This window comes from Yoonia sp. KMU-150, from assembly GCF_056858355.1.
The window spans coordinates 1,204,462-1,216,531 of record NZ_JBXEQF010000001.1 but is presented as its reverse complement, the minus strand read 5'-3'; the positions used below and the strand labels follow the sequence as shown (position 1 = coordinate 1,216,531).

General features: G+C 64.4%; 12 protein-coding genes. 4 read left to right on the top strand and 8 right to left on the bottom strand.

Features of this window, described 5'->3' with window-relative positions:
- Positions 1 to 141: 141 nt before the first annotated feature.
- The 3 genes from AC04PH_RS05875 to mgtE are packed head-to-tail and all read right to left on the bottom strand — an operon-like array spanning position 142 to position 2,893.
- Entirely contained in the window at positions 142 to 957 is an 816-nt protein-coding gene (locus AC04PH_RS05875) for a TIGR00282 family metallophosphoesterase (protein WP_483064810.1), read from the bottom strand.
- The gene (locus tag AC04PH_RS05870; RefSeq protein ID WP_483064809.1) at positions 954 to 1,508 is read right to left on the bottom strand and encodes a 5-formyltetrahydrofolate cyclo-ligase; all 555 of its coding nucleotides are present in this window, start codon (positions 1,506 to 1,508) and stop codon (positions 954 to 956) included. Before AC04PH_RS05870 ends, AC04PH_RS05875 begins: the two co-directional genes overlap by 4 nt.
- The gene (gene mgtE, locus AC04PH_RS05865) at positions 1,505 to 2,893 is read right to left on the bottom strand and encodes a magnesium transporter (protein WP_483064808.1); all 1,389 of its coding nucleotides are present in this window, start codon (positions 2,891 to 2,893) and stop codon (positions 1,505 to 1,507) included. The genes AC04PH_RS05870 and mgtE overlap by 4 nt, the downstream gene beginning before the upstream one ends.
- Positions 2,894 to 3,005: 112 nt before the next feature.
- Between mgtE and guaD the strand changes: the two genes are divergently transcribed.
- A complete protein-coding gene (gene guaD, locus AC04PH_RS05860; RefSeq protein WP_483064807.1) occupies positions 3,006 to 4,301 on the top strand; it encodes a guanine deaminase in 1,296 nt (431 codons plus the stop codon).
- A 14-nt stretch (positions 4,302 to 4,315) separates the two neighbouring features.
- On the opposite strand, the gene AC04PH_RS05855 is transcribed toward guaD, so the two are convergent.
- The 3 genes from AC04PH_RS05855 to AC04PH_RS05845 form a co-directional block, all read right to left on the bottom strand.
- Positions 4,316 to 5,653 carry an 8-oxoguanine deaminase gene (locus tag AC04PH_RS05855; RefSeq protein ID WP_483064806.1) on the bottom strand — a complete coding sequence of 446 codons (1,338 nt, stop codon included), beginning with the start codon at positions 5,651 to 5,653 and terminating at the stop codon, positions 4,316 to 4,318.
- Entirely contained in the window at positions 5,646 to 6,467 is an 822-nt protein-coding gene (locus tag AC04PH_RS05850) for an inositol monophosphatase family protein (protein ID WP_483064805.1), read from the bottom strand. The genes AC04PH_RS05855 and AC04PH_RS05850 overlap by 8 nt, the downstream gene beginning before the upstream one ends.
- A 75-nt stretch (positions 6,468 to 6,542) precedes the next feature.
- A complete protein-coding gene (locus AC04PH_RS05845; RefSeq protein ID WP_483064804.1) occupies positions 6,543 to 6,914 on the bottom strand; it encodes a helix-turn-helix domain-containing protein in 372 nt (123 codons plus the stop codon).
- A 283-nt stretch (positions 6,915 to 7,197) separates the two neighbouring features.
- On the opposite strand from AC04PH_RS05845, the gene AC04PH_RS05840 reads away from it, so the two are divergent.
- Positions 7,198 to 8,157: an NADPH:quinone oxidoreductase family protein gene (locus AC04PH_RS05840; RefSeq protein ID WP_483064803.1), complete on the top strand. Its 960-nt coding sequence runs from the start codon at positions 7,198 to 7,200 to the stop codon at positions 8,155 to 8,157.
- A 9-nt stretch (positions 8,158 to 8,166) separates the two neighbouring features.
- Here AC04PH_RS05840 and AC04PH_RS05835 read toward each other — a convergent pair whose 3' ends face one another.
- On the bottom strand, positions 8,167 to 9,048 hold the full coding sequence (locus tag AC04PH_RS05835; RefSeq protein WP_483064802.1) for a LysR family transcriptional regulator: 882 nt from the start codon (positions 9,046 to 9,048) through the stop codon (positions 8,167 to 8,169).
- A gap of 112 nt (positions 9,049 to 9,160) precedes the next feature.
- Here AC04PH_RS05835 and AC04PH_RS05830 point away from each other — a divergent pair, with 112 nt between their 5' ends.
- Complete coding sequence (locus AC04PH_RS05830; RefSeq protein ID WP_483064801.1) at positions 9,161 to 9,376, top strand: DUF1127 domain-containing protein; 216 nt, start codon at positions 9,161 to 9,163, stop codon at positions 9,374 to 9,376.
- Positions 9,377 to 9,549: 173 nt separating this feature from the next.
- A complete protein-coding gene (locus AC04PH_RS05825; protein ID WP_483064800.1) occupies positions 9,550 to 10,326 on the top strand; it encodes a Bax inhibitor-1/YccA family protein in 777 nt (258 codons plus the stop codon).
- A 67-nt stretch (positions 10,327 to 10,393) separates the two neighbouring features.
- Here the strand turns inward: AC04PH_RS05825 and AC04PH_RS05820 are convergent, their stop codons facing one another.
- Positions 10,394 to 12,001 carry a sulfatase-like hydrolase/transferase gene (locus AC04PH_RS05820; RefSeq protein ID WP_483064799.1) on the bottom strand — a complete coding sequence of 536 codons (1,608 nt, stop codon included), beginning with the start codon at positions 11,999 to 12,001 and terminating at the stop codon, positions 10,394 to 10,396.
- Positions 12,002 to 12,070 lie beyond the last annotated feature (69 nt).

Genomic DNA, 12,070 nt, shown 5'->3' with positions numbered 1-12,070 from the left:
CCACGACGCAAAGCGTCAGGATCGCGGCTTCAAGTTCGGTAAAGGTGAAGAAATCTATCACGGATGGGCCTTTGCGTGGGAAAATGGCCGAGGGCTTTGGGCGAGTGTCGACGCAGAGCGCGCCGCTTGCAAGCCCGGCGTTCAGTCGGGCCCAGCCGCCTGCAGCCGCCCGCCCTGACGGACCATCGCCACGCGCGTGGCCTTGCCGGTCCGGTCGTCGGTTTCGACGTAGAGACCCGACAGCGTCGCCTCCTCCGCCGCGGGGGTGAAACGGTCCTTTGGCATGCCGGTTACGAAGCGGCGCAAAGGCTCTGCCTTGTCCATGCCGATCACGGAGTTGTAATCGCCGCACATGCCCGCATCGGTCAGATAGGCGGTACCGCCGGGCAGAATCATCGCGTCCGACGTCGGCACATGGGTGTGCGTGCCCACGACGACGCTGGCGCGCCCGTCGCAGAAATGCCCCGTCGCCATCTTTTCCGATGTCGCCTCGCAATGGATATCCACAAGGCTCGCCTGCACCTGCCCGCCCATCGGATATTGCCGCAATGTCGCATCCAGTGCCGAGAACGGATCGTCGAAGGCGCGTTTCATGAACACCTGCCCCAGCGCCTGACAGACCAGGACCTTGCGGCCCTGCGACGCCTCGAACACCCGCGCACCCACACCGGGGGCTGATTTGGAGAAGTTCAATGGCCGGATGATCCGCGGCTCCGTCGCACAAAACGACAGCATGTCCTTCTGGTCAAAGGCATGATCGCCCAGTGTGATCACATCCGCGCCTGCATCCAGCAGCACCCACGCATGCGCCGCCGACAGCCCGTGGCCGGAAGTCGCGTTCTCACCATTGACCACGACAAAATCGAGCCGCCAGTCGGCGCGCAGCCCCGGCAGCCTGTCGGTGATCGCGGCACGCCCGGCGCGGCCCATCACATCGCCCAGAAACAGTATCCTCATGGTGTGACGATCCCGGTCTCGGTGACGATCATATCAAGCGGCTGATCGGTCGGCTCCAGCGGCAACCCGTCCGCCTCCTGCGCTGCATAGGCAAAGCCGATGGCCAGCGTGGGCCGCTGTGCGCGCAGCCCTTCCAGCGTCCGGTCGTAGAACCCGCCGCCATAGCCCAGCCGCCCACCTTTGCGATCGAATGCGACAAGCGGCACGATCAGCACCTCGGGCACAATCCAGTCGCCACCTTCCGGCACCTGCGCGCCGAACTCTCCCGGCACCATCGCGCAGCCCGGCGTCCAAGCGCGAAACTTCAACGGCTGTCCGGCTCCCATGATGACCGGAACACCGACCGGGCCGTGGGCCGCGGCCTCCTCCATCGCGGGTGTCGGGTCGATCTCGGTGCGCATCGCCATATAGCCCGCAAGCGGCACCCCGCGATGCCCGGCCAGCACGCTGCTCAGAAACCCCGCGCTTGCGGCGAGCGGATCATGCGCCGCGGCACGGCGTGCAAAGGCAGCCTTGCGCGCGGCCTGCTTGATCGTGGCCAGATCGGTCACAGCAGCCAGACCGCGGCCAGCCCCAGAAAGGCAAAGAACCCGACAACATCCGTCACCGTCGTCACGAAGGCACCCGAGGCAAGCGCCGGGTCCACACCCATCTTTTCCAGCACGATGGGAATGCCGGTGCCCGCCAGCCCTGCGACCACCATGTTGATCACCATTGCCACGGCAATCACGACGCCCAGCATCGGCGTGCCGAACCAGACGACACCGATAACACCCATGACCACGGCAAAGACCAGCCCGTTGATCAGGCCCACAAGCACCTCGCGCCGGATCACACGCCAGACGTTCGCCCCGGTCAGGTCGCGGGTCGCCAGCGCGCGGACAGCCACCGTCAGCGACTGGGTCCCGGCGTTTCCGCCCATGGAGGCGACAATCGGCATCAGCACGGCCAGCGCCACCAGCCCGGCAATCGTCTCCTCGAACAGCGAAATCACCAGCGAAGCGAAGATCGCGGTCAGAAGGTTCACCGCCAACCAGGGAAAACGCTGCTTGGCGGTCTCCCGGACCCGGTCGGACAGCGACCCGTCGCCGACGACACCGGCCAGTCGCATGATGTCTTCCTCGGCTTCTTCCTCAAGAAACACCATCGCATCGTCGATGGTGATCACGCCGACCAACCTGTCGTCATCGTCGACCACAGGGGCAGTGATCATATGATAGTGGTTGATCGCCTGCGCGACCTCCTCCACATCCTGATCGACATGGAAGGTGCGAAACGTGTCCTCGACGATATCCTTGAGTTTCACATCGCGCCGGTTGCTCAGGATGCGGCCCAGCGTGACGTAACCCACGGCCTTCAGCCGGGCATCGACGAGGATCAGGTGATAGAATTGTTCCGGCAGCGTATTGTCGTCCGAACGCAGGTAGTCGATCGCCTCGCCGACGTTCCAGTATTCCGGCGCGCGCACAAGTTCGGACTGCATGTGCCGCCCGGCGGATTCCTCAGGGTAGGTCAGCGCCTTTTCGACCGCGACCCGGTCCGTGGCATCCAGCGCGCCCAGCACCTGTTCCTGCTGGTCCTCGTCCAGATATTCGACCAGATCGACGACATCGTCACTATCCAGATCGCGCACGGCCTCGGCCAGTTCGGCAGGTTCCAGCGCCTCGATCACTTCCTCGCGCAGGGACTCGTCAAGTTCCGACAGCACGTCACCGTCGACGCCCGCGCTCCAGACATCCAGCAGCGCCGCACGTTGGCGACCGTCGATCAGCTCGATCAGATGGGCGATGTCGGCGGCGTGAAGCGGCTCAAGCAGGGCGTCGATGGCCGGCTTGTCACCCGCCTCTACGGCGTCCAGCACGTCTGACAGCAGGCTGTCGGTGATACCGAAGGCCTCTTCTTCCAACTCGTCACGCATGTCGTTTGCGTCGCCCATCCCGGCCTCCCTCGGCTTTGCGCCAACATAGTTGTTCGGTAGGGCGCGGCAACCGCATTCCCCCGCCGGATCGGTGATTTACCCCGTTTGCAAAGCGGCCTATCACGGGCGCATGGCAAAGCAACTTCTTCTTGGGCAAACGCTTTGGTTCGATGGCAATCCGCTGACGGGTGACTGGGCGGACTGCGCACGGCATGACAGCGCGGGCGGCGTGCTGATCGACAGCGGGCGGATCGTCGCGGTGGGGCGCGGTGCAGATCTGCGCGCCGCCCATCCCGAAGCGGTGATAACCGACTATGGCGACGATCTGATCACCGCCGGTTTCGTCGACGCCCACATGCACTACCCCCAGACCCGCATGATCGCGAGCTGGGGCAAGCAGCTGATCGACTGGCTCAACACCTACACCTTCCCCGAAGAGGCGAAGTTCGGCGATCCCGCCTATGCCGCCGCCGTCGCCGCCGATACGCTCGACCTCGCGCTGGCGCAGGGCACGACGACGCTGGCCAGTTTCTGCACGATTCACCCGGAAAGCGTGGATGCGTTTTTCAGTGCCGCCGCCAGCAGGAACATGGCCATCGTCGCTGGCAAAACCTGCATGGATCGCAATGCGTTGCAGGGCGTTCTTGATACACCACATGAAGCCTACGACGACAGCAAGGCACTGCTGGAAAAGTGGCACAGGCGCGGACGGGCGCAGTATGCGATCACGCCGCGATTCTCGCCGACCTCCACGCCGGATCAACTGTCAGCGCTTGGCGCACTCTGGGCGGAATACCCTGACGTGCTGATGCAAACGCACCTGAGCGAACAACTGCCTGAAATCGCCTGGGTCCGCGAGTTGTTCCCAGAGGCGCGCGATTATCTGGATACCTACGAGGCGTTTGGCCTGCTAGGCGCGCGCGGCCTTTACGGCCATGCGATCCATCTGGAACCGCGCGAAATCGACCGGCTGGCAGAAGTCGGCGCGGCAGTCGTGCATTGCCCGACATCCAACACCTTTATCGGGTCCGGGCTGTTCGATCTGATGGGCGTCGCGGCGTCCGGTATCCGTACCGGGCTGGCGACGGACACCGGTGGCGGGTCATCGTTCTCGATGCTGCACACCATGGCCGCCGCCTATGAGATCGGCCAGTTGCGCGGTGTGGCGCTGCACCCTGCGCAGCTGATGTGGCTGGCCACAGCCGGGTCGGCGCAGGCGCTGCACATGACCGGCGAGATCGGCAATCTGGTGCCGGAGGCCGTTGCGGATATCTGCGTGCTCGATCTGGCATCGACGCGGGCCATCGCGCAACGGCACCGACGCGCGGACGATATCTGGGACGCGCTGTTTCCGACGATCATGATGGGCGACGACCGTGCGGTGCGCGATGTCTGGGTCGCAGGCAAGCGGGTGCAGCACGCCTAAAGTGGCACCGCGCCCTACTCCGCCAGCGCCCGCGCAAGCCTGTTCTGCCGTTCGACCACGTTCGGCAGATCAATCGTCGCCATCTGCCCCTCCGCCACGACCTGCCGCCCCTCGACGAACAAGTCGCGCACCCGTGTCGGCCCGGCCAGCAGCAGCGCCGCCGGATCCCAGCTGCCTGCGCTTTCGATCCCGCTCACATCCCAGATCGCGATATCGGCGCGCTTGCCCACGGCGATCTGGCCGCAATCGTCACGACCCAGCACCTGCGCGCCGTCGCGTGTGGCGATCTCCAGTGCCTCGCGCGCGCTCATCGCGTCCGCACCTTTCGCGACCCGTTGCAGCAACATCGTCTGCCGCGCCTCGGCCACCAGATTGCCCGCGTCGTTGCTGGCCGAACCGTCGACGCCCAGCCCGACACGCACGCCAGCATCGCGCATGGCGCGCACCGGCGCGATCCCGGATCCCAAGCGGCAGTTGGAACAGGGGCAATGTGCGACCCCGGTGCGTGTTTTCGCAAAAAGGTCAATCTCTTGCGCGTCCAACTTTACGCAGTGCGCGTGCCAGACATCGTCTCCCGTCCAGCCCAGATCCTCGGCGTATTGGCCGGGACGGCAGCCGAATTTTTCCAGGCTGTAGGCGATGTCTTCTTCATTTTCGGCCAGATGGGTATGCAGCATCACGCCTTTGTCGCGCGCAAGCAGGGCCGCGTCGCGCATCAGGTCCCGGCTGACGGAGAACGGCGAACAGGGCGCGACACCGACGCGGGTCATGGCACCTGCGCGCGCGTCGTGGTGGGCGTCGATCACGCGGATGCAATCGTCGAGGATCGCGGCCTCACGCTCCACCAGACTGTCAGGCGGCAGGCCGCCGTCGCTTTCCCCGATGCTCATCGCGCCGCGTGTCGGGTGGAACCGCAGGCCGATCTCTGCTGCGGCGGCGATTGTATCGTCGAGCCGCGATCCGTTTGGATAGAGGTAGAGATGATCGGAGGTCAGCGTGCAGCCGGAGAGCGCCAGTTCGGCCAGCCCGGTCTGGGCCGACACGAACATTTCGTCCGGGCCGAAACGCGCCCAGATGGGGTAGAGCGTCTGCAACCAGCCGAACAGCAGCGCGTCCTGCCCGCCGGGCACGGCGCGGGTCAGGGACTGGTAGAGATGATGGTGGGTGTTCACCAGCCCCGGCGTGACCACGCAACCTTCGGCCAGCACCTGCACGGCATCGGGTGCATCCAGATCTTCGCCGATCGCACTGATGACGCCGTCGCGCAGCAGGATGTCGACACCGGCAAGCTCCTGCCGCGCGTCATCCATCGTCACGACAGACCCGGCCCGCCGGATCAAGACATCAGCCATCGGCATAGTCCTGCAGGATTTGCAGGGCCACCGCGTGGATATCGCGGTTGGCCGCAGCGATGACGCGCCCGCCATGATGCGCGGCACCGCCCTGCCAGTTCGAGACGATCCCGCCCGCCGCCGTGATCACGGCAATCGGCGCATGGATGTCGTAGGGTTGCAGACCCGCCTCGACGACGAGATCGACCTGCCCTGCCGCGAGCAGGGCATAGCCGTAGCAATCCATGCCGTAGCGGGTCAGCTGCACCCTCTCGGACACCGCGTCGAAGGCGCGCCGCTCCATGGTGGAGCCGACCTCGGGAAAGGTGGTCAGCAGCGTGGCGCGTGCGAAGGGGCGGCTCTTGCGGGTGGCCAGATCGGTGGTGCCGTGCGGGCCGGTCACATAGGCCTGTCCGAACCCGCCGACGAACCGCTCCTGTATATAGGGTTGGTCGATCAGGCCGAACAACGGGCCTGTCGCGTCGGCTACAGAGATCAGCACCCCCCAGGTCGGCGTGCCGCTGATATAGCCGCGAGTTCCGTCAATCGGGTCAAGCACCCAGGTCAGGCCGTTGCTGCCCGGTTTAGTGCCAAATTCCTCGCCCAGGATTCCGTCGTCGGGCCGTTCGCGGGTGATCACGTCGCGCATCGCCTGTTCGGCGGCGCGGTCCGCTTCCGTCACCGGGTCAAACCCGGCCCCCTCTGCCGTCTTGTCGTCTGCGACAAGGCCCGGTGCGCGGAACAGTCGCAGGGTTTCGGGGCGGGCGGCATCGGCCGCAAGATGCGCCACGCGGATCAGATCCGCCTGAACGTCGTCATCAATGTGCTGGATCATGGCTGTCCTGACTACCTCTACCCTAGCGGTATCGCGAGTGTCAGAACAGCGTCAAGTCATCAGGCCGTGAGGTTTCTAGGCCGCCTCGCTCAGCACGCGGGCCAGATCGAACAGGCGGCGGCGCTGATTTTCCGGGATCGCGTAGTAGGAGCGCAGCAGCTCCAGCGCCTCCTTGTCGGTCAGGATGTCACCTGGCAGGTCGGAGGCCTGATGCTCGGCCGCGGTCGCCGCATCGAGCCCTTCAAAAAAGAACGATACCTCGACCCCCAGCACAGCGGCGATGTCCCACAGGCGCGACGCGCTGACGCGGTTCATGCCGGTTTCGTACTTCTGTATCTGCTGGAATTTGATGCCCACTTTTTCCGCCAGCTGCTGTTGGGTCACGCCGTTCATCCAGCGACGGTGACGGATGCGTTGGCCCACGTGGACATCAACTGGGTGGCTCATCTTCAATTCCTCTTCAACTTCGTCCGTCGTCGCGGAGCGGCACCGGAAACCGTATTTTGCGGGGCAGGACGATTCCATCTCCCCGGCGTGCCGCAGTGATTGCCACCCCTATCACAAAACACGCAACGGTTGCAGCGCCCGACCTGACCTTAAAGACAGGTTCCGCGCCCCGATCCTGCGCCAAACCCCTGAACTCTGCGTTAATTTTGAGCAGGGTGTCGCGGCCGACCGTTTCCGCTATGGTCCGCCCGAACCTAACTTTTATCGCCGGAGAACGCGCCAGATGCAGGCCTTTCAGACCCATGATTTCAACACCGCCCCCACCCTGCGCGATGTGCCGGTTCCGCAGCCGGGGCAAGGCGAGGTCTTGATCGACATCGCGGCCTGCGGGCTGAACTTTGCCGATCTGCTGATGGCGAAGGGGACCTATCAGGACACGCCGCCGCCCCCCTTCACGCTCGGGATGGAGGTCTGCGGCACCGTTACCGCGCATGGCGAGGGTGTGACCGCCCCGGCGGTCGGCGCCCGTGTCGCGGTTTTCGGCGGTCAGGGCGGGCTGGCGCAGCAGGGCGTGTTCCCGGCGGCGCTGTGCCGCCCGGTGCCCGACGCGATGCCATCGGAGGTCGCGGCGGGGTTCATGGTCGCCTATGGCACGTCGCATCTGGCGCTGACCCGGCGTGCGCGGCTGCAACCCGACGAGACGCTGCTGGTGCTGGGGGCCGCGGGCGGCGTGGGCCTGACGGCGGTGGAGATCGGCAAGGCGCTGGGGGCGACGGTGATCGCGGTGGCGCGCGGTGCGGACAAGCTGGCGGTGGCCAAGACAGCGGGCGCCGACCATCTGATCGACAGCGAAACGCAGGATATCAAATCCGCCGTCAAGGCACTGGGCGGGGCCGACGTGGTCTATGATCCGGTCGGCGGCGGCGCGTTCAAGGCCGCACTCGGAGCCTGCAACCGCGAGGCGCGGGTGGTCGTGATCGGCTTCGCCAGCGGTGACGTGCCACAAATTCCCGCCAATATCATACTGGTCAAGAACATCAGCGTGATCGGGTTCTACTGGGGCGGGTATCTGAAATTCGCACCCGATGCGCTGACCGACAGTCTGGCGGATCTGATGGCGCTTTATGCGGACGGACTGCTGAAACCGCACATCAGCCACGTGGTGCCGCTGGCACAGGCGCAGGATGCGCTCGATCTCCTGGCGAGCCGCAAATCGACCGGCAAGGTCGTCGTCACGCCCTAGACGCGGGCGTCAGGCGACCGCGGTGGCCGCAAGTGCCGGTTTTCCGCGGTAGGCCGCCCGGATCATGTCCGCCAGATCCGCGACCATCGGCGTGTGCGTCTGCCGGCTGTGATACATATTGATGCTGGTCTGCCCCAACTCCGGCAGGCCGCAGCCTGCAGGCAAGACGGCGCAATGCGACGGCACGGTGCCGTCCAGCATCACATGCACGGCAAGATCGGCGCTGACCGTCGCCTCGATCGTGCGCGACGAGGCGGATTCGACCGCCATGTCCCAGGCGATACCGGCCGCATCCAGACGCGCCTGCGCCATCTGGCGGAACATGCAACGTTGCTCGAACGCGAGCCGCAGCGGGCGTTGCTTGTAGGCGGTGCCGCCAGGGGCGCCGATCCAGACCATCTGCCGCGCGCCGAGCCGCTCACCGCCCGGGTCGAGATCGTCTTCTGTCGTCAGGACGACATCGGTCTCGCCGCGCGCGAACTGCTGTTTCAACTCGACTGTGAAGGATGACAGAAGCTGCACCCTGACCCGCGGATAGGCCGCGGCAAAGCGTTGCAGGACGGGCGGGATCGCCGGGTACACGATGTCGTGCGGCACGCCGAGCACGATTTCGCCCTCGTAGGTGTTGGCCGTCAGACGCCCGTAGGCTTCGTCATTCAGCGCGAGCATGCGGCGCGCGTAGCCCAGCAGTTGTTCACCAGCCGCCGTCAGGGCGATGGTCCGGGCGGAGCGGTCGAGCAGCGAGACGTTCAGGTTCTCCTCCAGCCGCTTGAGCTGCATCGACACGGCGGACTGCGTGAGGTTGAGGAAGCCTGCCGCGCGGGTCACGCCGCCCTCTTCCGCCACAGCGACGAACGAGCGGAGCGCGGTCATGTCCAGATTTCTCATCATCACGATCCTTGATGTCATACATAACTTTAATTCGTTTTCATAATGCATGCCTGCAGTGCATATATCAAGCAACAAGATATGAAATACGTCAAACTTCACGAAAGGACATCAGATGACCGATTTGACCTGCACCGAGACCCGCGCCCCCGGCGCTGCGCGCGCCGGCATCGTCAAGACCCTTCTGATCTGGCGGGCCTTGTGGCGGCAGCGACGTGCGCTGGCACGCCTCGACGCCGCCGGTCTGCGCGATATCGGGGTGGCCCCGGATGCAGCCCGCGACGAGAGCATCCGCAAGCCCTGGGACGTGCCCCGGACCTGGCGCGACTAGCGACAATCGACCCGCCTTGCGGCGGGTCGTTGCGCGGCCTGCGACAAACTGACCTGATCCCTGCTGAAACCGTTCGAAATGCTGCCGAATAGCCTTGAAAAACGCTGTGGGCCTGCCAATATCTGAGGCAATACGTCACTTCGACGTGCGCAGTTGTAATTTCGGAGGCATCTATGGCTCAATATCAATCCACTCGTACGGCGGGCGGCATACGCACGGCGGCGATCGACGAGGGCCTTCGCGCCCACATGAACAAGGTTTATTCGATCATGTCCGTCGGCATGGTCATCACTGCGGCTGCGGCCTGGGCGTTGTCCGGGCTCGCAATGACCACAGACCCCGCACAGGCAGCGCTGCAACTCAACGCCGACACCTATTTGACGTCGTTCGGTGCCACGCTTTGGACCAGCCCGCTCAAGTGGGTGGTCATGTTCCTGCCGCTGGTCATGGTTTTTGCGTTCGGCGCGATGATCAACAGGCTGTCGGCCGCGGGGGCGCAGACGTTCTTTTACGCCTTCGCCGCAGCGATGGGTGTGTCGATCTCCTGGATCTTCGCGGTCTTCACCGGGTTCTCGATCATCCAGGTGTTCCTGATCACGGCGGTGGCCTTCGCCGGTCTTTCGCTCTGGGGCTACACGACCAAGAAGGACATTTCCGGCTGGGGCAGCTTCCTGATCATGGGTGTGATCGGCCTGATCGTGGCGTCCATCGTCAACCTCTGGCTGCAGTCGCCCGCGATCATGTATGCGGTGTCGATGATCGGTGTGCTGATCTTTGCCGGCCTTACCGCCTATGACACGCAGAAGATCAAGACCGACTACATCGCACATGCCGCGCATGGCGATCAGGAATGGCTGGCGAAATCGGCGATCATGGGGGCGCTGAACCTCTACCTCGACTTCATCAACATGTTCATGTTCCTGCTGCAGCTGTTCGGCAGCCGCGAATAAAACAGGTCGAACGACCCCAAATGATTGGCCCGCCGGACACCCGTCCGGCGGGCTTTTTTCGTGGCCGCTATTCCGGCTGAACGTCCGGATTGAAGATGTCGTATTCCGGTTTGTAGATATCGCTGCGCATGCCGAACGCCCCCATGACACTGTGGAACGGGAAGTCGTGGGGGTAGCTCACATCCGGCACGATGTCGTCGGCGCTCAGCCCGCGCGACGCCTTGAAGGCGTCGTTCATCCAGACGAGATACGGCACCCGGAACTGCACGTCGGGTGCCACGGAGACCGGCACGCCGTGCAGATAGATGCCGCCCTCGCCCAGCGACTGCCCGTGATCGGACACATACATCATCACGATGTTGGCGTCAGGGATCGCGGACAGCTGGTCGATCAGGTCGGCCAGCAGGAAGTCGTTGTAAAGCAGCGTGTTGTCATAGGCATTGTACAACTCCTCCCGGCCACAGTTGCCGACCTGCACAGTCTCGCAGACCGGTGTGAAAACCTCGAATTCGGGCGGGTATTTCTGGAAATACCGCGGGCCGTGGCTGCCGGTGTGGTGCAGGGTCACAAGAACGCGGTCGGCGTCGCTGGCCATGATCTCTTCGGCCAGCCGGTAGTTCAGCGCACCGTCAAGGCTGCCGTCCGGGCAATCGTCGCCGTCGCATCGGGCAGCGATGTCGCGGCCGCGTTCGACGCTGTTGGCCTGGAACGGCGGTGTGCCGCCGCCGTTGGTGCGATAGATCGTGTCGATCCCGCTGCGGGTCATGTAGCTGACCAGCGGCTCGTAGGCGGTGCGCGGCGATGCGGCACGCCCTTCATGCGTGTTGATACAGGCCATCGCGCCGATCGTGTAGGTGGTGCAGGCGTTGCCTACCGGCAGTACGATCAGACCCTTGTCGCGGGTGTAGGGGTTGGTCTCGCGCGCATAGCCATAGTAGGCGAAATTGTCGGCGCGCGCCGCCTCTCCCATCACGAAGACCACGATATCTTTGCCTTCAGGCGGTGGCCGGATGAACGTGGCGTCCGGCAGCAATATCTGCGCGCGGTTCCGCATCGCCTGTTTGTTATAATAGCGCCCCGTGTTCACGATATAGGACCACGGCAGGATGCGCCCGCCCAGCCGCGTGCCATGCGCATCGTACCACAGCCACGTGCTAGCCGTGGCAAAGAGAAACGCCAGCAGCGCCGCAAAGACGCCGACCGCGCTGCCAAGACGCACGAACCAGCGCGGCTGTCTGATGCGGGCCTTCCAGATCAGAACCGTCGGGACCACACCGAGGACCAGCGCATAGGCCCCGATCTGCCAATGCCACAGATCGGCGGATTGCTGGGTATTCGTGGCCAGAATATTCGTGATCATCGTCAGATCGAGTTCGACCCCGTAGCTGTGCATGAAGTACAGCGCGACGGCATTGGTCAGAAAGAACAGGCTTGCGACGATCTTGGCCAGCGCCACGGAGACCACGCTGAGCAAGAGCAGGAAGCTCGCCATCAGGCCGACCTGCAGTATCTGCAGCGACAGCAGGTTGAGCACCGTATCGCCGCCCGGATCGGAGACCGAAACCGCATAGCGCACAAGCGGGTCCTGGAAGAACAGCAGGTGCGCCAATGCGACGGCAAAGACGAAGACGAGAAGCGGACAATCGAACCGCGAGGTCATGATTTTCGCCAGCATGGCAGCACTTTCGTCAATTTGGCCCGGAGTCCGGGGTTGATAGGACGCCTGACCGACACGGGCAAGATC